This is a genomic window from Nonomuraea sp. NPDC048882 (assembly GCF_040649755.1).
GTDB classification, from domain to species: Bacteria; Actinomycetota; Actinomycetes; order Streptosporangiales; family Streptosporangiaceae; genus Nonomuraea; species Nonomuraea maheshkhaliensis.
This window is the reverse complement of sequence record NZ_JBEZGB010000005.1, coordinates 346,831-366,876: the sequence shown is the minus strand read 5'-3', so window position 1 is coordinate 366,876 and position 20,046 is coordinate 346,831. Positions and strand designations below refer to the sequence as shown.

The following is a 20,046-nucleotide window of genomic DNA, read 5'->3' as shown; positions in this document are numbered from 1 at the left end:
CTCGTCCTTCCCTCCAGGCTCTTTATCTTTTACCGAGCGTCTCGAGCGCGGAATGACCACAAGAGGACTAACGCCGATCGCGGCCGCTGTCAGGACCAGCAAGATCGCGCTATAGATAACCGACGTGCCCAGATCGATCAGTAGGTTTCCTTCCGGGAGCGCTAGCGAGCCAAGGTCGACGGCCAGGCTGCACCCGACGCTCACCCACGCCCACCCCCACAAGACCGGCCAGCCCGCATGCGCTTCACGTCGGGTAGCTGCAAACACGGCCAGCATGAGAAGCACGTCGATTCCTGGCAGAAGATATTCAACGCCGATCCGATCGGTCTGACCAGGATTAACGGCGTCACCGATCGCCTCGAGGATCTCTTCGCTGAAAGCCCACAAGACGAACGCGATTAAAATCGCAACGAATACCAGCCCTTTCGCCGATTCGGCTCCCGCCGCTGGTGACTCCTGTCCGGGTCTTCGTACCCGGCCGCACCTCCCCTTGCGGCGCAATGAGTCGAAAGCGGATAGGCCGGCCAAGAGCGCGCATGCCAACACGGCGATCCCCATCCCCCACAGCGTCCAGGGTAAATGCGCCACATCCTCCTGCCCTATCAGGGCAGCAGTGCCGGCTACTACGATCGTGGCCACCAGTAATGATATTGCCGCCGCCAAACGCAGCCAGCACCATCTGTGCCTGGTCGGAGGTGGTGGCTCCGACTGTTCGCCAGCTACGGTTAACTTCTTTTGGGGAGGAGCCTCGGTATGTTGGATCACCTTTTTGTTTTCCGGCAGCGTGGCCGCAGACTCAGGGGAGCAAGGTTTTCTCCGGATCATCATGACTGTGGCCATCGCTGAGACTGCTGCCGCTGTAGCAGCAGTGAGCAGTATTGGAATGGAATCATGTAGCCGTTTGCCTTGCATGACCTCAATTCCACAGGCCGCACGGTGAAGGTGGAGAGTATTCCGAGGACTTGAGACCGAATTGATTCTGATCGCTTCATGGACGAGTCGTCCTGGCCGCCTCCGAGTAACCGATCGCGATGCCGCGGCGACATCCTCGACGGTGGGAGGATAGTTGACCGGATCCTCGCATCGTGTCGCTGGGACCTCGCCGTCGAGTAGGTACATCAAGCGCCCTGGCATCGCGCGATTGGTGGGCTTGTGAGCTGCATCCTGGATCAGATGGCAGGGAGATCGCGGCCAATATGCGGCCACGTTTCTGCAGTGCATGGAGGACCCGCAGCTCAGAGGGTATTTGAGAAGATCATTCATGCCCGGCGTGGCGACGTGACGGCTGGTGCGGATGCCCATCAGGGTGGCCGGATGCCCCCAAATCGCTACCCCTCGGACCTGACCGATGCGCAGTGGGAGTTAATCGAGCCGTTACTTCCCGAGCCGAGCACCGGCGGGCGCCCGGAGAAGCATCCGCGCCGGGAGATCGTCAATGCGATCCTGTACGTGGTGCGCTCGGGCTGCCCGTGGCGGTACCTGCCTACCGACCTGCCGCCCTGGCAGACCGTGTACTGGTACTTCCAGCAGTGGGAAGCCGCCGGCGTCACCGAGGCGCTGCCGGCCGAACTGCGCGTCAAGGCCCGCCGCCAAGCCGGTCGCGACGACGAGCCGTCGGCCGGCATCATCGACTCTCAGAGCGTCAAAGGCGCCGATACCGTGGGGCGTGATGGTCGGGGCTACGATGCGGGCAAGAAGATCAACGGCCGCAAGCGATTCATCATCACCGATACCACTGGCCCGCTCGTCACGGTCGCGGTGATGGCGGCTGGCTGGCAGGACCGCGATGGCGCCAAGACCGCCCTGCTGTCGGCGTACCTGACCATCCCGATCCGGCACGTCTTCGCCGACCAGGGCTTCGCGGGACGGCTGGTGGACTGGGCCCGTGACACCCCATACACCACCCTGGAGATCGTGCGCAAGCCTGCTGATCAGCGCGGCTTCAGTGTCATCTCCCGCCGGTGGGTGGTAGAGAGGACGCTGGCGTGGCTGACCGCCTGCCGCCGCTTGACCCGCGACTACGAACGCATCCCCGCCGTCTCCGAGGCGATCATCCGCTGGGCTGCCATGCGCTGGCATGGCCCGCCGCCTCACCCGAGGAGGCCCCGCTCGACGCCAACCTCGCTACATCTGCGGCTGACGGACCACACAAACGATATTCGCATAACACGCAGTCATCCCCGCACATGTCCCGTCCTCATTGCCCACCGTGCAAACCGCAAGAGGTATCCATGTTCCAGCCTGGCGCCCGCCTTGAGTTCGTCTCCGCTGACGGGCCCATAAGTGAGCCGGTGACCAAGATTGGCGGGCAGCCGGTGTGGCTGGAGGAGCCGCAGTGGCCATTCTCGCGTATCAGCGGCGAACCCATGCAGTTCTTGGGCCAGTTCACGCTCGGCGGCGGCCGCCTGGCTTATGTGTTCATGGGCGATGAAGATCTCTCCGGGCTACCCGAGGGCGGTGACAACGCGGTGGTGATCCAACCGGGCGGCCGTATCCCAGACTTCGTGACCGTACGGGCGCAGGCCGAGGGGCCTGCGGCGTGCGTGGACCATCTGCCCCGTTTGGCGGAGCACGATACGTCAGTGTTCCTCGGTGGCCCTGGGGTGGAACCGGATTGGATACACGATGAGCGGTATCCGGAAAAGGGCTGGACGCTGGTGGTTCAGCTCACGTCAGAGCTGGAGGATTGGCTGCCCGTCGACGGACTGACCGAGCATGGGGTCTCGGAAGAGGTCGTGCCTTGCTATTACACCTGGAGCCGAAGTGGGTGGGGGGCAGGTTGGGCCTTCGTCTCGCCGAATGGAAAGGAGGGCCGCTTCCTATGGGATTGCGTGTGAAAGGCTGCGGCTAGGCATCCGTGCCGTTCGTTACGCCGCGACGCCGACATGAACGATCTTCTCAAACACGCACTCAGTGCATGATTGCGACGGGACTGTAAAACCGTCGGCTCAGCCTGCGCAAGTTCGAACCTTGCACCTGCCACTGGCAGTAAGTGCAGCTCAGAGGCCCTACGGGGCCTCGTCTGCATTTCAGGGGTATGCAGCCGGATGCCACGCTGAGTGGCTCGTTTGTCGCTGGTTCACCAATATGCGTGCAATGATCTTGGCGACGTTTCCGCTGGTCAGCGTCTGGTTTGCGGCCAATGCGTGGCCAAGAACGAGAGCCCGGTGGTGGGCGGGGCTCTGGATGGGGTCAGGGTGTAGGTCATGCGGCGAGGGCGTTGCCGATCCGCTTGTTGGCGATCTCCTGTTGGCCGTCGATGCACTTGGCGTAGACCCGCAGGAGGACATCGACGCTGTGGCCGGCTCGTTCGGCCACGTCGGGGGCTGACACGCCCGCATAGAGCCACAGCGACACCGCTGCGTGCCGGAGATCGTAGGGACGCCTCACGAGCGGAGAGGCGACCTGGGCGGGGGTGAAGGCCAGGAGCCGAGCGGCCTGCCACACCTCTGTGTACGCGGTTGAGGCGATGACACCCCTTCGTTCACTGCGGAAGATCCGGCCGTCTTCAACCGTTCCGTCCTCGGCGAGGTGCTCGCGAAGGATCCTGGCCAGTTCGGGAGGGATGGGCACCGGGCGGACGTCCTACCTGCCCCGGTGTTTGAGGCCGCGTTCTACGTGAGCGTTCCCGGTGTCGGTCCACTGCGTGTTGACCTCGGGGCGGGACCCGTCGATCGTCAGCCGTCCCCAACCCTCGGTGGGTAGGTGGCAGTCCTGGACGCGGAGGCCCACCGCTTCGGCCGGGCGGAGGGCGGCGTAGTACGTGCAGGCGAAGAGGGCCATGAGCCGCCGGCCTCTGCCACGTCGGCCGACATAGGTCACCGCGGTCAGCAGCTCTTGCGCCTGGCGGGGATTCACCACGACGCGAGGGCCCACCGTCTCCGTGGTCTTGGGCGGCTTCCACTTGATCTTGTGCAGCGGATTTGCCGAAAAGATCTTCCAGCTCTGCCGCGTACGGCTCCCGGGCCGTGACCTCAGACCGATCCGACGTGCCCCGATCGGGTTGTCGTCAATGCCGCCACCGTGGAGTCAGGCATCGAGGGCCGGGCCATGCCGGAGGGCCTCGGACGATACCCGGGGTTCTCCGGCGGCTGTCGGTTGTTCGGTCAGCTGACGGTGGCGGGTTGGGCGGACAGGAGGGTTTGCGTCCAGCCTGTGGTGTCGATCGCACCCTGGCCGCGGAGGTCGGCGCCCCGGCCGTCGTACGGGTTCTCGTCGTCGTAGCGGAAGAGGGAGCCCTCGCTCCGGTGGCCGTAGTACACGCCCCCGCCGGGCGACAGGAGATGGTCGAAGACCTGCCAGGTGGTGTCGCGAAGCTGGTACCTCTGCCAGGAGCCGGCGCCGTTGATCCGGTAAGAGATCAGCCTGCCGTCAGTCGTTGTGCCGAGAATCCAGCCGGGGCCGGTGGCGGTCAGGGCCTTGAGGGTGAAACCGTCGCCGATCTTGGTGTTGTCGCTGATATCGCTGACCGTGGGCTTGGCCGCGTTGATGGTGTAGCGGCGCAGAGTTCCGCCGGTGATGCCGAACAGGTGGCCGTTGCCGTCGTAGGCGAGGAGGTCGTGGGTGTAACCGCCGCCGAGATAGACCGGCCGATCGAAGGTGAGGCTGTCACTGTTGCTCTGGATGTCGACCCGGTAGAGCCGGCCTTCCGACCCGTTCTCGATGACCAGGATGGTCTTGGAGTCCAGCGTCGCCATCGCCTTGGGGGTGAAACCCAGAGTGGCCGTGGACACCACAGCGTCACGCGTGCGCTGTCCGGTGGCGGCGTCGATGGTGGTGTAGGTCAACTTCCCGTCTGGTAACGCCCCGTAAATCGAAGCGGTCTCCTTGGAGGAGGAGGCGGGGTTCTGCGCATGGGTGAGGGTTTCCCAGCCCAGGAAGTGTGACGTCCCCATGGGGCGCTTCCGCTCGACCCACTTGGCGGCGTAGGGGAAGTCGTTGTAGCCGAGTCGGTTGTGCAGCGCGTTGTAGCCGACCTCGTAGTGGTTGCCGAGGTCGGCCTTGACCTTGCCGCCGCACAGCCAACTGGGGACTGAGCCGCTGAGCTGTATCTTGGCGTGCAGGTCCATCGCGCGACGCAGCCGGTGTTTGGCCTTTGCATACAGGTCTATGCCCTGGTGATGGGCCGTCTCCGCCACATGGGAGATGGCTGCGAGGCCCCAGCCGGTGTGCCAGAAGTCGCGGCAGGTCTCCTGAGTCAGGCCGTCCACGAACTTGGTCTGGTCGTGCCAGTATTCGATGATCTCGGCCTTGGTGTTGTACTTGCTGCCCGGCGGAGCTTTGGGAATCGACCCGTCGGTGGTGAGGTAGATGTAGGCGGGCAGCCTGCCGTACCAGGTCGCGACCGCCTTGTTGAAGGAGGTCCGGTCATCGAGATGTACGGCGATGCCGATGGCGGCATCGGTCATGATCAATTCCCAGTTGCCGTTGTTGTCGGGCCGTCCGGCGAGCAGGGTCGGGAGGTACACCGTGCGAAGCTTGCTCGCGAACCGGCCGGCCTGGCTCCAGCCGCCGCCGTAGGTGTGCTTGATGAGCTCGGCCGCCCGGGAGAAGTTGGCGCCCGCCCAGCCGGTCTGCAGCGGCGCGTTGCTTCCGGTGTGCTTGGTGATCACGGCCGACCAGGCGTCCATGATCTGGATCGCCTTCTTGGCGTAGCGGGCGTCCTTGCTGAGGTACCACCGCAGGGCATGCGTGTAGGCCGCCATCGCGTCCTTACGCTCGTCCGAGCAGCCGTTGTCGGGAATGGAATTCCCGCCGCAGTTCACGTCGGAGCGGGGCTTGGCCGTGTAGGACAGCGAGGCGAAGGAGCTTTTCTGCAGGGCGTCCCAGGCTGACTTCCAAGGCGCTTTGTCGAGGTTGGCCCTGACGAAGTCGAGCTGGGCACGGCTGACCAGGACACCGGGGTGCTTGAACCCGGCCGCCTGTGCGGGCTGCGGAACCGCCAGAGCGGCGGCCATGAGCACGGCGGCGGCAACAGGACGAGCGAGACGCACGGGATTCCTTTCCGGAGGGGTTGGATGGACGGAGCGCGGCGTAGCCGGGGCTTCGGGTGGTCGGAGTCAGAGGGGCCTTAGAGGTGACGATGGCGCGCGGGGCGGGGCCTTTCCAGCGGGTGGCAGACGTTCGCGGGCCCTGACTCCTGGGCCAAGCTCATGAGCGCCTCGGCCATGGCATCCCGGCACGAAGATCACAACGTACGCCGAACAACGATCCCGGAATCCGGCCGTCCAGCTCAGGAGCTGTCTACTAGTTCGTCCACTTGGCGTTGCAGCGGTACTTGCCGTCGAAGAAAGACGCCTCGTAGGTGTAGCCCTTCTGCAACGTCATGCCCCGGCTGTAGTGCGTCTCCCCTGAACCCAGGTTGACGTCCAGCTGGCTCATGCCGACACCGTTCTTCAGCGACTTGAACGTGCCGGTGCGCCCCTTGGTCATACGGCCCCAGACATAGGTCGTGCCCTTGTACGTGCCCGTGCGCACCTGGCACTTCAAGCCCACCGGCCCCGACCAGACGGTGTCGGTGTCGCGGGTCTTGACGTTGCTCGCCTTGCTCGGGTCGTCCAGGCCGCTGCCGGCCTGGGCGCCGGGCGCGTAGACGGTGAGTCCGACGGCCGCGGCGGCCAGGCCGCTCACGACGGCGGTGATCCAGCGGGTACGCTTGCTCATCATTGGTCCCCCCAAGAGCCGATTCTTACGGACACGTGGACCCTAGGGATCGCCGGTATGTCTGCGGTATATCAAGCCTCAGAGCTCGATCGCGTTCTTGACACGGTCGACCGCGCTCTCGGCGCAAGGACCCACAGCACTGCCATATGCACTCAGCCCGCCGCATGAGGACCGCACCGCAGTCAGGTCAGCCGGCGTTGTCTCCGAAGTATCGACGGTGGCGCTGTCGCCACCATGGCCAGTCAGGTGATGCGCGAGGGTCAGGAGTCGTTCGAGCGATGAATCTCCTGTCGATCGGAAGCACCAAGCCGTAAAGGGACGGCTTGGCCCAATCGGGGAGTGCGGCGAGTATCCGCTCAAGGTCTCCGCGTGGATCGATTTCCCATGAGCATCCAGGGCACGAGCACGTGGGCGGGAGCTGAGTCGTAGTGCCGGGAATGACGTCCTGGATCCAGGCCAAGAGGGTCGCTGCCACCTCGCCCGGTTGCAGGATTGTGTGTTCAAGGGTGATGACCGCGGCCATGGGTCGGGCTGTGAGGCCGGGGACTTGATGGAGAGAGGGTCTGTGGGTTCCGCACGGCAACCGTCGTGCGCGAACCGCGGAAGGGCGCCTACGCGGCATGGCCCTTTCTGATCATCGTCATGATGCCGAAGATTCCATGCCGGGCGGGCGCCGATGGAACGGTCTGGCTGCTCGCGATGTGCCTCCGGTGGGAGTTCTCCGGCTCCGGGATGATCAGGTGGGAGGCGTGTGCGTCCGCACGGGGATGTGGCCGGGTACGTTGTCGCAGCAGGTATGCCGAATTGGCCCCTTTAGTAGCAAGTGGCGGCGTGCCGCGCCGGCGTCCGCGCGCCGCGCTGTGGCCTGGGGGCCGGTCTCGGCGCAGGTGCCGCGTGGGGCATCGCCGTACGCACGCCGCACCGTACCAAGCCAACGCGCCGACCACCGGTACCCCGCCGCCTCACTATCGGCCACCGGTGCCGACCACTCGACTCCCACTAACCGAAGCGACCAAGCGCACGCTACGATCGCCCGTCATGGCGACTCTTCCTGACTTACTTCTGGTCCTGACGCCTCTCATGATGCTTGCCCTCGTTGCAGGTGGAGTCCAAGCCGCCACTAATAGGCAATGGCGCTACGCGGGGAGCCCCGCCAGCATGGCAGTCGTAGGGATCAGCTTCATGTTGTCGGCAGGAATCGTCTCCGTTGCAGAGCTGCCGGACTCAGAGATATTGCCTCCGGCGGGGGCGCTTCGGCTCCGGGATGATCTCCGCGCATGGCCTGAGGCCGTAGATGGATGATGCAGGTGGGAGGCGTGTGCGTCCGCACGGGGATGTGGCTGGGTCCGCAGTGGCGGTCACGCCCGCGCGATCGAAAGGCTCGGCCTGATCACGTGAAGCGGCGTGCCAGTGCGAGTTTGTGGATCTTGCCGGAGCCGGTCTTCGGTAGCTCGTCCACGACCTCGACATGGGCGGGGATCTTGTACGTGGCCAGGCTGGGGCGCAGGAAGTCGCGCAGTTCGCCGGCCGTGATGTTCGCCCCGGGACGCAGGACCAGGAACGCGTGGCCGGTTTCGCCCCACTTCGCGTCGGGCACCCCGAGTACGGCTGCCTCGGCGACCGCGGGATGCTCGAAGATCGCGGCCTCCACCTCGGCCGGGTAGACGTTCTCCCCGCCCGAGATGTACATGTCCTTCACCCGATCGACCACGTACAGGTGACCGTCCTCGTCCAGCATGGCGAGGTCGCCCGAGTGGAACCAGCCGTCGGAGAACGCGGCCCTGGTCGCCTCGGGGTCGCGCCAGTAGCCGGGGGTGACGTTCGGGCCCTGGATGAGCACCTCGCCCGGCTCGCCGGCCGGCGCGTCGGTGCCGTCGGCCCGCACGACTCGTACGTTCGAGAAGAACACCGGCACGCCCGCCGACCCCACCTTGCGCTCGCTCTGGTCGGCCTCCAGGAAGGTGGCCCCAGGAGCGGTCTCGGTGAGGCCGTAGCCCTGGCAGAACACCAGCCCGCGTTCCTGGTAGGTGCGGATCAGCGCGGCCGGCACCGACGCCCCGCCCGCCATGAGGCGCCGCAGCGACGACAGGTCGGCCTCGGCCCACCGGGGCGAGCGGGCGAACGCGGCGAACATCGTGGTCACCCCGAACATCCAGGTGACGCCGTGCTTCTCGATGAGGTCGTAGCACTCGTCCACCTCCCACGACGGCATGATCACCGAGCGGCCGCCCTTGAGGAAGGTCGGCAGCAGGGTCTGGTTCAGGGCCGCGACGTGGAACAGCGGCGCGCTGATCAGCGTCGTCTCGGCGCTGGTGACGTCGACGCCGAGCAGCAGGTTGAAGCAGTTCCACACCAGGTTGCCGTGGGTGAGCGTGGCGCCCTTGGGCCGGCCCGTCGTGCCCGAGGTGTAGAGGATGAGCGCCGGGTCGTCGAGGTCTGCGGGCGTGTCGATCGGGGTGGGGTCGCCCTGGGCGAGCCAGGGCTCGTAGTGCCCCTCGCCTAGCGCGACGCGGTGTCGGGGGCGTCCTCCGGCAGGGCGTGGACGACGTCGGCGCACTCGGGCGCGTAGATCAACGTCTCTGCGCCCGAATGGTCCAGCATGTACGCCACCTCCGGCGCCGCCAGCCGGAAGTTCAGCGGTACGAAGATCGCGCCCAGCAGGTGCGCGGCGAACATCGTCTCGACGAAGGCCGGATGGTTGCGTCCGAGGTAGGCGACCCGGTCACCCGCCCCCACTCCCGACGCGCGCAGCTGAGACGCCAGCCGTGTCGTCCTGCCGTGGACCTCGGCGTAGGTGACGGACCGGCCCGCGAAGACGAACGCGTCCGCTGGGGCGTCATCCTGGCCCGGCGGGCGGGCCAGCCTCCCAGTCCGGTGTTGCGCATGGGGTGTACGGCCTCCTGCCGGCGAGGTCAGGCGTAGTGGCGGTAGATGGCGCGGGCGACGCAGGCCGGCCGGTCCGAGCCCTCGATCTCGACCTTGAAGTCGAGGTGCATCTGCACGCCGTCGCCGGGGACCTCCTCGACGGAGGCGACGACCGCGCCCAGCCGCACCCGCGCGCCGACCTTGACCGGGCTGGGGAAGCGCACCTTGTCCAGGCCGTAGTTGATGCTCATCGTGACGCCCTGGATGTCGAGCAGCTCGGTGAAGAACGGGATGAGCAGCGACAGCGTCAGGTAACCGTGCGCGATCGTCCCGCCGAACGGCCCGTCCGCGGCCCTGACCGGATCGACGTGGATCCACTGGTGGTCGTTCGTGGCGTCGGCGAAGGTGTTGACGCGGTCCTGGGAGATCTCCAGCCAGGCGCTGTGGCCGAGGTCCTTGCCGGCCAGGGCTTTGAGCTCCGTCAGTCCGTGCGCGGTGGTGGTCATCGGGCGTTCTCCTTCAAGCCGAGCAGGCGGGCGGCGTTGTCCTTGAGGATCTTCGGGCGGACCTCGGGCTTGATGTCGAGCTTGTCGAAGTCGCTCAGCCAGCGGTCCGGGGTGATCACGGGGTAGTCGGAGCCGAAGAGCACCTTGTCCTTCAGCAGCGAGTTGGCGTACCGGACGAGCTGCGGCGGGAAGTACTTCGGCGACCAGCCGGACAGGTCGATGTAGACGTACGGCTTGTGCGTGGCCACCGCGAGCGCCTCGTCCTGCCAGGGGAACGAGGGATGGGCGAGGATGATCCGCAGCTCGGGGAAGTCGACGGCCACGTCGTCCACCAGCATCGGGTCGCCGTACTTGAGCCGGATGCCGCCTCCGCCGGGAACGCCGGCGCCGATGCCGGTCTGCCCGGTGTGGAACAGCGCCGGGACGCCCAGCTCCTCGATGGCCTCGTACAGCGGGTAGGCCATGGGGTCGTTGGGCGCGAAGCGCTGGATGCTGGGGTGGAACTTGAAGCCGCGCACGCCGTGCTCCTCGACCAGCCGCCGCGCCTCGCGCACGCCCGCCCGGCCCTTCCACGGATCGACGCTGGCGAACGGGATCAGCACGTCGGCGTGCTCGGCGCAGCCCTCGGCGACCTCCTCGTTGGAGATGCGCGGGTGCCCGGTGGCGTGTTCGGCGTCCACGGTGAACACCACCGCGGCCATCTTCCGCTCCCGGTAGTACGCGGCCGTCTCCGCGATCGTCGGCTGGCGGTGGCCGTGGGCCTTGAAGTACTCCTCGGAGGCGCCGAACAGCTCGGGGCTCAGCGAGCGGTGGCCGTCCTTGGAGATCTCCGCGTGGGTGTGCACGTCGATCGCGACCAGGCCGGCGACGTCCATGGCGGCCATCTCAGGCGCCCTGCCCGGTCGCGGCGGGGGCCTTCGGTGCGGGGATCCCGTACGGCTCGGGCTCGGCGCCGACCCCCGCCTGCCACGACTCGGCGATGGCGTCGGCCGTCCAGCCTCCGTCGGCGAAGGCGACGGCCTTCTCGGCGGGATGCGACCACAGGGCGAGGCGGTCGCCGCCGATCCCGATCGCCTGCCCGGTGACACCGGCGGAGGTGTCGGAGGCGAGGAAGACGATCAGCCCCGCGACGTCCTCGACGGTGCCCATGCCCTCGTCCCTGCGCAGCCAGGCGGGGAACGGCCGGCCGGTCCGCTCGGCCTCCTCGATGACGGGCGCGAACGCGGGGATCGTCTTGGTCATCTCGGTCGCCGCGACCGGGACAACCGCGTTGACCGTGACGTTCGCCCTGGCAAGCTCCATCGCCCAGGTCCTGGCCATGGCCACGATGCCGGCCTTGGCGGCGGCGTAGTTGGTCTGGCCGAAGTTGCCGCGCTGGCCGGCGGGGGAGGAGATGAGGATCAGCCGGCCGCCGGTGCCCTGCTCGCGAAAGCGGACCGCCGCGGCCCGCGCGCAGCTGAACGTGCCGCGCAGGTGCACGTCGATGACGGCGTCGAAGTCGTCGTCCGACATCTTCCACAGCACCTTGTCGCGCAGGATGCCGGCGTTGGTCACCATCACGTCCAGCCGGCCGAACTCGCTGACGGCGGTCTCGACCAGCTGCTCGGCCGCCTCGGCCGAGCCGACGGCGGCGACGACCCCGCGCGCCCGGCCGCCTCCGGCGGTGATGCCCGCGACGACCTCGGCCGCCGCCGAGGCGTCCACGTCGTTGACGATCACCGCCGCTCCGGCCGCGGCCAGCGCCTCGGCGTACGCGCGGCCGAGCCCGCGGCCCGCACCAGTGACAACGGCGACCTTGCCGGAAAGATCCATGGGATTCCCCCTGAGGTGATAAGGCGGACAAGCGCGAATATATGTCACTGTTGTGACGGTCGTCAAAGATTTGCCCAACGTTGTCGGGCTGCCTACGCTCGTGGTGTGACGCGTACCGAGGGGAACGACACCCGCCAGGCGGCCGCGCGGCCGCAGCCCCTGCTGCTCAGCTTCCTGGGCATCTACGTCCTGGGCCGGGGCGTCGCCGTCTACTCCGGCAGCCTCATCGAGGTGTTCGCCCGCCTCGGCGTCTCCGAGGAGGCGGTCAGGTCCACGCTGGCCCGCATGGCCAAGCGCGGCCTGCTGGCCCGCCACCGGCGGGGGCGCAAGACGTACTTCGGACTCACGGAACGCGCGGAGGAGGTGCTGGAGGACGGGCGCAGTCGCGTCTGGGAGACCGGCGCGGTCAACCGCGCATGGGACGGCACCTGGACCCTCGTCGGCTTCTCGCTGCCCGACAACGCCACCCGGCACGACCTGCGCTCCCAGCTCATCTGGGCCGGCTTCGGCCTGCTGCAGAGCGGCCTGTGGATCGCGCCGGGCACCAAGGACGTCGGCGGCGTCCTCACCGCGCTCGAAGCGAGCGACCTGCGGGTGGCCGACCACGTCACCGTGCTGCAGGCCAAGGCGCTGGGCCCCACCGAGTCGGCCGACATCGTCCGCAAGGCGTTCGACATCGACGAGATCGCCGGTCGCTACCGCGCCTTCCTCGACCGCTGGGACACCGCCCACCCGCTGCCGGGCGCGGCCGACGACCTCGCCCGCCAGCTCCTCCTGCACACCGACTGGCTGCAGCTCATCCGGCAGGACCCGCACCTGCCCGCCGAGCACCTGCCGCCCGACTGGCCGGCGATCCGCGCCGAGCAGGTCTTCCACCGGCTGGCCCGCGTCTACGAGCCGCCCGCGGGCACGCTGGCGTCAGAGATAGTCGAGACGTCCGACGATCCCGAGCGCGGCAGGACCATGGTCTCCAGCCGCTGACCGACCTGGTCGGACACGTCGCCGCCGAACGTGCGGGTGTCGACGTCCCGCGCACTCAACGCCGGCCGCCGCTGCACTTCGACCCGCCCGAGCACGGCATCTACCGCGCTCCCATGGACCGCGTGCTGCGCCGGGCCATGGTCAGGCGCCTCGAACCGGCCTTCGCCCAGGCCGCACGCGAACTGCTGGAGCCTCTGCTGGCACGCGGCGGCGGCGACTACGCCCAGGAGTTCGCGCTGCCGTACGCCGCTACCGCACCGATCGGCGGATCGCGCGTACCACCCCAACTCCCCAGACGACGAGCACGACCAGGCTGACCGTGCCGAGCAGGGTGATCAGGAACCAGTCCGTGGAGTCGTCCCGCGGATAGACGTTGCGCCGGTGATCCACCGCCGTCGCCGCGACGCGATCTCCGACACCGGTCGGCTCCGCCCCCGGCGCCAGACCGATCCCACGTCTGACGACCAGGCGGTCATCGGAGACGAAATCCCCCCGCCAACTGCAAGTGCGCCCACCGCAATCGCGTTCCGTAGCGGTGAAAGTGCCGGGGATCCCGGTGCCGAACCGAGCGGTGTACGCGGGGACCACTTCGCGCCAGGCAGCGAGCAGAAGGAGCCCGGCAAGCACCGGCACCAGCACCCACCAGAAAAAGCGCATCGCCCTTTGGTTCCTTCGCTCGGACACCTGGATCCTGGCTCGAAGATCTCATCACACGCTATACGCCCGAGGCCGGGCAAACTCGTCCGCGCGCCCTGTCCCAGCAGCTCCGGTACGTCGGCATAGATCGGTGTGGCCTGAGCGATGATTTTCGCGCGCGGTGCTGGTCTGTACGCCGAGTACCGTCTCACGGGAGGCTGACGCCATGCGGAAATTGACCTTCGCCATGAATGTGAGTGTGGACGGTTACGTCGCCGCGCCTGGCGACGACCTCGGCTGGGGTGTACCGAGTGACGAGTTGTTCCAGTGGTGGTCCGACCGGGTGGGTTCGACCGGTCTGGCGCTGTACGGGCGCAGGTTGTGGGAGGGGATGAGCTCTCACTGGCCGACGGCCGACCAGCAGCCTGACGCCACGCCGGCGGCGATCGAGTACGCCGGCCGCTGGCGGGACATGCCGAAGGTGGTGTTCTCCTCGACCGCCCGTACGGTCGACTGGAACGCCCGCCTGGTCACCGGTGACGCGGTCACCGAGATCGCCCGGTTGAAGGCCGAGGACGGTGGGTCCATGGACATCGGTGGTGCCACGCTCGCCGCGGCGGCCATGCGGGCGGGGCTGATCGACGAGTACATGCTGGTCACCGCACCGGTCTTGGTGGGTAGCGGTACGCCGTTCTTCACGGCCTTGGACAACTGGGTGAACCTGACCCTGATGGAGACTCGGACGTTCCCCGGCGGGGTGCTTATGACCAGGTACGAGACCAAACGCTGAATACTCGGCCTCGGATCGGCCCGTCCTTGATCGTGGGGCCGGGCACGGGGGAGCAGGTGCCGCGCATGATCTCGGTCTATCACCTCGTGTGATGAGAAAGCCCGGCCCCGGATTCGTCGGCAACGCCATCAAGTCCTGGTACGTCGACCGGCTGAAAGCCTGAGTGTCAGCGGCTCAGGTGTACTGGTTGTATCGGTCCGCGCTGAACGCGAAACCCCTGATCCCGCCTGATCGGGCGTAGACCTGCAGGTGCAGGTAGACCTTCTTTATGGGCTTGGTGTCGGTGCGGATGATGGTTCCGAAGTTGGTGCCGTGGTCGCCGCAGCCGTTGGTGTCCTTCCTCCAGGCGCTGTGCCCGGTGGTTCCGTCGGTGTGAATCCAGACAACCCGGGCCCTCACCGGAGCGTTGTCGCCGGGACAGAGGTCGCGCACCGTGAAGTTCCGAAAAATGACCTTCTTCCGGTTGACGAAGTCGACGTTCGCCCGGACGGACCCTCCACCGTGCTTGCCCCAGCCATTCAGGCGGGCGGAGGACACTCCGTCGGCCGCCGCCTGCGCCGAGCTTGGCACCAGCAGCCCGCTCAATGCTGCGATTCCCAGTACGGCGCCCAGAATGCGTGTCTTCAACAGTCCTCCAGCAAGGGATGTTTCGGTTGGCCTTGGGGCATGAAATTCAGCCCTCTGCGTGGCCGGCGGGGGAGAGAATGTGCGAGGTGGCGGATCGCGATGAGAACGGCGATCGATGCTGCGGCGGGGCTCTGTCTGAGCGTCAGGTCCCGAAGGTGAACGTCCCGCGCAGGTCGGTGTCTCGCCCGCTCCAGTAGTTCTCGTGAACGGCTCGGCGGCCGGTCGGGCGAGAATGGCGCTCGCCACCGCGGCTGCGACGCCGACGGTGACCGTTTCTGTGCGGGGGTCGATCGTTCTTCCTTTTTCTCACGCGGACATCAGTCCTCGGGGCTTCGTCATGCTCGGACTCCTCTGACACGAGAGAATCCGGCAGGCCCGAGGTTCGCTGGAGTGATCGTGGCACGCGTCGGTAGCAGCGTGGAATACGACGGGAATACGTCTGGTCAGTCGGCGTCCAGAGATGACTACAGGCGCCCCCTTTGCCGGGGGCGCCTGTCATCGAGCGGATCGGGCGCGGGCTCAGTCGATGCGGCGGCAGACGGTCATCGGCAGGCGGGCCGACCACCTCTTGGTGGCGGCGTCGTACGCCTCGGCGTAGCCGTTGTTGCTGCCCGAGCAGGGGGAGGCGAGCGTGGTGTCCACGTAGACGGCCCCGCCCGGCGTGACGGGGTGCGTGCGGGCCGTCGTCCACTTGTGGAACGCGGTGACGCCGTTGCTGTGCTTGACGCTCACGTACACTCGGCCGCCGACCGTGAAATGACCGCCGGCCACCTTGAGGTGACCGTCGAAGGTGTACGTGAACAGGAAGGGACGCTCGGCCTGGGACGTGGCGGCGTTCGCCGGGGCGGCGACGGTCGTGGCGATCACGGCGGCGGATGTGAGGCCGAGCAGGGCACTCAGAGGGCGGTTCATCGGCTCTCCCGGTGACGGTTCGTGTGCTCGTCACCATTGAGCGTCACCACGCTTGCGGCCCGCCTGCGGGTCGCTGACTGGGGGTGGCGGTGTGCAGGCCGTACCAGAGCGACGACGGGCTCACCAGGCGATGCGCATGTTCACGCCGATCGCAGTCGTTCCTCTATCCACTGGTGGCCGGCGTCCCAGCTCGTGAACTCCTCCAGATGTTCTCCGCTCTGGGCGTCGAAGACGTGATAGCGACGCCTGCCCTCCTTGCGTACTCGCTAACCGTTCGATCCGCCATGGGCTGGATCGTAACTCCGCGTTTCTCCCGACGGGAGTGCATCGACTCGGCTCGACACGCGATCATGCGATGGTGAGAGCACGAGTCGGAGAGTTCCGTTGGGTCGATCTGGAGGCGGGGCCGGGGATCGACGATCCGGCCCATGCCTGCGAACTCCTGGAAATGTATGTCGGTCCTCAAGGTGAGCTGGGCGAGGAATGTTTCCAACTCACCGTCTGCACTCCGTCGGCCCTCGCGGAGCAACTCGGACAGCTTCCTTTTCTCATCGGTCGGCACTGGCTCTTCGTCGCCGAACTTCGTCCCGACAAGGTGACCGAGTGGCTGAGCGATCGGATCGCCGTACTGGAGGCTCCCACCTGGGGTGAGCTGGCCGAGAAGATCGGCCGGATCGGGCAGTGGGAGTTCGAGGATTACCCGGGCTGAGTCTTGGCGGCCGTGAGCCGGCAGGGGCCTCACCGGTCTTCAGTAGATGCGGTACTTCTTGCCGCAGTTGTCGAACTTCCCGGCCCAGCAGGTGAAGGTGTAGACCTTCTTGATGCCCTTGCCGCTCCACGCGCCGACGACTTCGCCGTCCCAGGACTTGTTGAACTTCTTCCAGTGACCGCCCTGGTAGACCTCGAACCAGACCCAGCCCTTCTTACCGCCGACCTTGTCCACCCCGTACCACTTCGTGAACACCTTGCCGTGCGACTTCCACGTCTTGCCGAACGTGTACGCCTTGTGGTCACTGGAGAAGAACTTCCCCCAGCTCACCGTGGTCGTCGTGGTGCTCGCCTGAGCCGCGGCCGGGCTGAGAGCCAGACCGGTGATGGCCATCGAACCAGCCAGTGCCGCGATCGCGAAGGTCTTACGCATTTCGGGTTCCTCCCCTTGTCTCTTCCACCGGGGTGCTCCGGCAAGAGAGACATTACGGAGACGGCAACGGATCATCTGTGGACGAATCCACACACCGAATGTGATCGCCGCCACACAGCCGACAGAAGCCGTCAGCGGGCCCCGGACGTGGCGTTTCGCCTGTGAGAGACCCGCCGGCGTCGCGGCCGGGTCGGGCGGCAGCGGCAGAATCGGCTTGTGATGCCATCGGTCACTTTGCGGAAGATCGAGCTTGCGGACTGGCGGGCTGTCCACTCCTGGGCTTCTCTCGCCGAGGTCTGCAGGTTCCAGGCCTGGGGTCCGAATACCGAGGAGCAGACTCGTACGTTCGTGACGACTTCGGTTGAGGCGTGGTCGCAAGCGTCCCAGCTGCGATTTCCGTACGCGGCGCAGATCGACGGCGACGTGGTCGGCATGGGCGAGCTGCATGTCCGGAGTCGAGGACAGCGCCAAGGCGAGATCACCTATGTCGTCCACCCGCGATGGTGGGGGCAAGGGGTGGGAACGGCGATCGGGAATGAGCTGCTCAGGCGAGGATTCGAGGAGATCGGCCTGCACCGGATCTATGCCACCTGCGACCCGCGAAATGCCGGATCGGCTCGGGTGCTCAGGAAGCTCGGCATGACCTGGGAGGGACGGCATCGCCACACCGCGCTGATTCGCGACGGTTGGCGGGACTCCGAGCTGTTCAGCATCCTCGAAGATGAGTGGCGGGCGGCCGCGCAGCGGTGATCGATGCTCGTTTCAGGTGCCTCGCGGATTTCTGGCACGCCGGCTCGTTCTTCTCCGTGCTCAAGAACGCGCGGCTGATGGGCAATCACCCGCGTACTGCGCGAATCAGTACCGGCATGGCCACCAGCAGGGCGACCCCGCGCAGCACCCCCGCCACGGGGTACGGCGCGCGCAGTCCGAAGGTGTGCGCCACGAGCCCGCCGGCCAGCGCTCCGAGTGGGATGAGGCCCCAGCCGAGCATCCGGTAGACGCTGTTCACCCGGCCGAGCAGCTCGGACGGCACGATTCGCTGGCGCAGGCTGACGGTGACGATACTCCACAGGGTGATGACGAAGCCGTTGGCGGCCAGCAGGGCGCCGAGCACGATCGCGTTCGGGCTCAGTCCGATGCCGACGAAGATGATGACGTTCGTGATGAGCGCGGTGAGGAGTGCGGGCAGCTCGCCCATCGTTCTGGCCAGGTGCGCGCTGACCAGCCCGCCGAGCAGGCTGCCGATCGCGGCGCCGGCGAGCAGCAGTCCGTAGCCGGGGTGGTCGAGGCGCAGCGTCTGGGTCGCCAACAGCACCAGGGAGACGTTGCCGAGCTGGAAACAGAACGTGTTGACGCCGAGCAGGACGGCGAGGGTGCGCAGCAGCTTGTGCCGGATCAGCCAGCGCAGGCCGTCCGCGATGGCCGTTCGCATCGGTGGAGGCTCGGTACGCTCGCGCCCGCGCCTGGGCAACGTCGCCAGCAGTGCGGCCGACAGGGCGAACGAGGCGGCGTCCACGCCGAAGGGCAACGCCACGGCGACCGCGAACAGCAGGCTGCCGAGCGGTGGTCCCGCGAACTGCGCGCCGACCGTGGTGATGGTCTGCTGGTAGCCGTTCGCCTGGTGCAGCAGCGGTTCGGGAACGATGTCCGGCAGCGTCGCCTGCGCCGCGTTGCCGAAGACGACCGCACCCGCTCCCAACCCGAATGCGCAGGTTGCGAGCACCGGGATGTCGATCCGGCCGTACGCGGCGAGGATCGCGATGCCTGCGACGATCACCGCTTGGAGCGCCTGCGCGCGCCACATGAGAGCGACGCGGTCGTGCCGGTCGACGAGTGCGCCGGCCGGCAGGGAGAGCAGCAGCCAGGGCAGGTACGTGGCCGCGGAGACGATCGACACGAGCCGGGGATCGCGGGTGACCGTGACGGCCAGCAGCGGAACGGCCGCGGCGAACGCCCCGTCGCCGACGCCGTTGACGCCGGTCGCCCACCACAACCGCCAGTAGCTTCCGGACAAGCGCGACTCAGCTGTCATGTGGTGATCTTCACGGCGTAAGGCCTCGTCACGACAGCATTTAGGCCAGTGCTACATAATCGGTCCGTGGCGCTGACGATCGATCTCGGGGTGACCGAGTTGGCGGCGACCCGGTTCGCGATCTCGCCGCTGTCGGAGACCGTGTCCGGCCTGCAGCAACTGGGCGGCCTTGATCGGAACCCGCTCAACCTGCGGTGGCTGCGGTGGGTGGCGGACGAGCTCGCCAGGCGTCCGCTGGATCTCTCGCGTACGTGGCCGCTGATCGTCAACGACAGGCTGGGCTGGCCGGAGTTCCTGGTCCCTGCTCCGCTCGGCTCGGGGGCCTCCATCGACGACGACCTCGCCGCGTTGCGAAAGACGCCCGCCTCTCAAGTGCGGACCAGCCTCCGGCGTGTCTTCGGCGACGATCTCCCGGACTCCGCCGCCGTACTCGCTGAACGACCTGCGGCAGGGCTACGTGCGATCGCCGCGGAACTGCGTGCGGCACACGACCGGCTCATCGCGCCGCACTGGCCACGGATCCGGGCCGTACTCGATGCGGACGTCAGCCATCGGGCCAGGCAGATGGCCGCGGGCGGGGCCGAGCGGCTGTTCGCCGACCTGCATCCGGATCTGCGCTGGCGCGATGGCCGGCTGGAGCTGGGGGAGACACGGTGGCGGGCCGAGCGGGTCGTGGAGCGCGGTCCGGGCGGGCTGGTGCTCATGCCGGTCGCCCTTGGATCGCCGTACGTGCTGATCAAGAAGAGGACGTCCACCCAGACCACCGTGCGCTATCCGGCACGAGGCGTCGGGACGCTGTGGACGGCCGGAACGCGGGCGCCCGCCGGCAGCACGATCCGGCTGCTCGGCCGGGCGCGAGCCGAACTGCTGGAGGCACTGCGGTCTCCCGCGACGACGACGGACCTGGCGCGGGCACTCGGCATCACGCCCAGCGCGGTCTCGCAGCACCTGCGGGTGCTGAGGGAGAGCGGGCTGGTCGCTCGTGAACGGTCGGGGCGCAGCGTGTTGTACATGACGACTGATCTCGGGGTGTCTTTGAGCGAAGTGACAACCTGAATTCTGATCAGGAGTATGCAAGGGT

At 67.2% G+C, this 20,046-nt stretch carries 21 protein-coding genes; 7 read left to right on the top strand and 14 right to left on the bottom strand.

Going from position 1 to position 20,046, the window contains the following annotated elements:
• Positions 1–1,314 precede the first annotated feature (1,314 nt).
• Together AB0C27_RS20450 and AB0C27_RS20445 are read left to right on the top strand one after the other, a co-directional pair.
• Positions 1,315–2,140 (top strand): IS5 family transposase gene (locus tag AB0C27_RS20450; protein ID WP_357846133.1). Its coding sequence is split into 2 segments (ribosomal slippage): positions 1,315–2,078 and positions 2,077–2,140, totalling 828 coding nucleotides; the frame shifts between segments, so codons are not numbered across the junction.
• Between the two features lie 151 nt (positions 2,141–2,291).
• Positions 2,292–2,837, top strand: coding sequence for a hypothetical protein (locus AB0C27_RS20445; RefSeq protein WP_357846131.1), 546 nt, complete (start codon positions 2,292–2,294; stop codon positions 2,835–2,837).
• Between the two features lie 367 nt (positions 2,838–3,204).
• Here AB0C27_RS20445 and AB0C27_RS20440 read toward each other — a convergent pair whose 3' ends face one another.
• The 9 genes from AB0C27_RS20440 to AB0C27_RS20400 form a co-directional block, all read right to left on the bottom strand.
• Positions 3,205–3,573, bottom strand: coding sequence for a hypothetical protein (locus AB0C27_RS20440; RefSeq protein WP_357846129.1), 369 nt, complete (start codon positions 3,571–3,573; stop codon positions 3,205–3,207).
• 12 nt (positions 3,574–3,585) lie between these two features.
• Positions 3,586–3,861 (bottom strand): hypothetical protein, encoded by a 276-nt coding sequence (locus tag AB0C27_RS20435; RefSeq protein ID WP_357846127.1) that lies wholly within the window; start codon positions 3,859–3,861, stop codon positions 3,586–3,588.
• 245 nt (positions 3,862–4,106) lie between these two features.
• A complete protein-coding gene (locus AB0C27_RS20430) occupies positions 4,107–5,993 on the bottom strand; it encodes an alginate lyase family protein (RefSeq protein ID WP_357846125.1) in 1,887 nt (628 codons plus the stop codon).
• 253 nt (positions 5,994–6,246) lie between these two features.
• On the bottom strand, positions 6,247–6,663 hold the full coding sequence (locus tag AB0C27_RS20425) for a hypothetical protein (protein ID WP_357846123.1): 417 nt from the start codon (positions 6,661–6,663) through the stop codon (positions 6,247–6,249).
• A gap of 1,390 nt (positions 6,664–8,053) precedes the next feature.
• Complete coding sequence (locus AB0C27_RS20420; RefSeq protein ID WP_357846121.1) at positions 8,054–9,220, bottom strand: long-chain fatty acid--CoA ligase; 1,167 nt, start codon at positions 9,218–9,220, stop codon at positions 8,054–8,056.
• Entirely contained in the window at positions 9,163–9,525 is a 363-nt protein-coding gene (locus AB0C27_RS20415) for an AMP-binding protein (RefSeq protein WP_357846648.1), read from the bottom strand. Before AB0C27_RS20415 ends, AB0C27_RS20420 begins: the two co-directional genes overlap by 58 nt.
• Before the next feature lie 50 nt (positions 9,526–9,575).
• A complete protein-coding gene (locus tag AB0C27_RS20410; protein ID WP_346111146.1) occupies positions 9,576–10,034 on the bottom strand; it encodes a MaoC family dehydratase in 459 nt (152 codons plus the stop codon).
• Positions 10,031–10,909 carry an amidohydrolase family protein gene (locus AB0C27_RS20405; RefSeq protein WP_357846646.1) on the bottom strand — a complete coding sequence of 293 codons (879 nt, stop codon included), beginning with the start codon at positions 10,907–10,909 and terminating at the stop codon, positions 10,031–10,033. Before AB0C27_RS20405 ends, AB0C27_RS20410 begins: the two co-directional genes overlap by 4 nt.
• Before the next feature lie 10 nt (positions 10,910–10,919).
• On the bottom strand, positions 10,920–11,846 hold the full coding sequence (locus AB0C27_RS20400) for an SDR family oxidoreductase (protein WP_357846119.1): 927 nt from the start codon (positions 11,844–11,846) through the stop codon (positions 10,920–10,922).
• Positions 11,847–11,951: 105 nt separating this feature from the next.
• Here AB0C27_RS20400 and AB0C27_RS20395 point away from each other — a divergent pair, with 105 nt between their 5' ends.
• Complete coding sequence (locus tag AB0C27_RS20395; RefSeq protein WP_357846117.1) at positions 11,952–12,827, top strand: PaaX family transcriptional regulator C-terminal domain-containing protein; 876 nt, start codon at positions 11,952–11,954, stop codon at positions 12,825–12,827.
• 249 nt (positions 12,828–13,076) lie between these two features.
• On the opposite strand, the gene AB0C27_RS20390 is transcribed toward AB0C27_RS20395, so the two are convergent.
• Entirely contained in the window at positions 13,077–13,484 is a 408-nt protein-coding gene (locus AB0C27_RS20390) for a hypothetical protein (protein ID WP_357846115.1), read from the bottom strand.
• Positions 13,485–13,689: 205 nt separating this feature from the next.
• Here AB0C27_RS20390 and AB0C27_RS20385 point away from each other — a divergent pair, with 205 nt between their 5' ends.
• Positions 13,690–14,253: a dihydrofolate reductase family protein gene (locus AB0C27_RS20385; protein WP_357846113.1), complete on the top strand. Its 564-nt coding sequence runs from the start codon at positions 13,690–13,692 to the stop codon at positions 14,251–14,253.
• Positions 14,254–14,427: 174 nt separating this feature from the next.
• On the opposite strand, the gene AB0C27_RS20380 is transcribed toward AB0C27_RS20385, so the two are convergent.
• Together AB0C27_RS20380 and AB0C27_RS20375 are read right to left on the bottom strand one after the other, a co-directional pair.
• On the bottom strand, positions 14,428–14,880 hold the full coding sequence (locus AB0C27_RS20380; protein WP_357846111.1) for a hypothetical protein: 453 nt from the start codon (positions 14,878–14,880) through the stop codon (positions 14,428–14,430).
• 519 nt (positions 14,881–15,399) lie between these two features.
• Positions 15,400–15,792: a hypothetical protein gene (locus AB0C27_RS20375; RefSeq protein ID WP_357846109.1), complete on the bottom strand. Its 393-nt coding sequence runs from the start codon at positions 15,790–15,792 to the stop codon at positions 15,400–15,402.
• A 322-nt stretch (positions 15,793–16,114) separates the two neighbouring features.
• Here AB0C27_RS20375 and AB0C27_RS20370 point away from each other — a divergent pair, with 322 nt between their 5' ends.
• Positions 16,115–16,501 carry an Imm8 family immunity protein gene (locus AB0C27_RS20370; protein ID WP_357846107.1) on the top strand — a complete coding sequence of 129 codons (387 nt, stop codon included), beginning with the start codon at positions 16,115–16,117 and terminating at the stop codon, positions 16,499–16,501.
• Positions 16,502–16,540: 39 nt separating this feature from the next.
• Here AB0C27_RS20370 and AB0C27_RS20365 read toward each other — a convergent pair whose 3' ends face one another.
• A complete protein-coding gene (locus AB0C27_RS20365; protein ID WP_357846105.1) occupies positions 16,541–16,933 on the bottom strand; it encodes a hypothetical protein in 393 nt (130 codons plus the stop codon).
• A gap of 234 nt (positions 16,934–17,167) precedes the next feature.
• Here AB0C27_RS20365 and AB0C27_RS20360 point away from each other — a divergent pair, with 234 nt between their 5' ends.
• A complete protein-coding gene (locus AB0C27_RS20360; protein WP_357846103.1) occupies positions 17,168–17,683 on the top strand; it encodes a GNAT family protein in 516 nt (171 codons plus the stop codon).
• Between the two features lie 85 nt (positions 17,684–17,768).
• Here the strand turns inward: AB0C27_RS20360 and AB0C27_RS20355 are convergent, their stop codons facing one another.
• On the bottom strand, positions 17,769–18,965 hold the full coding sequence (locus AB0C27_RS20355; RefSeq protein WP_357846101.1) for an MFS transporter: 1,197 nt from the start codon (positions 18,963–18,965) through the stop codon (positions 17,769–17,771).
• A 66-nt stretch (positions 18,966–19,031) separates the two neighbouring features.
• Here AB0C27_RS20355 and AB0C27_RS20350 point away from each other — a divergent pair, with 66 nt between their 5' ends.
• Positions 19,032–20,021: a helix-turn-helix domain-containing protein gene (locus AB0C27_RS20350; RefSeq protein WP_357846099.1), complete on the top strand. Its 990-nt coding sequence runs from the start codon at positions 19,032–19,034 to the stop codon at positions 20,019–20,021.
• The last annotated feature ends 25 nt before the right edge of the window (positions 20,022–20,046 follow it).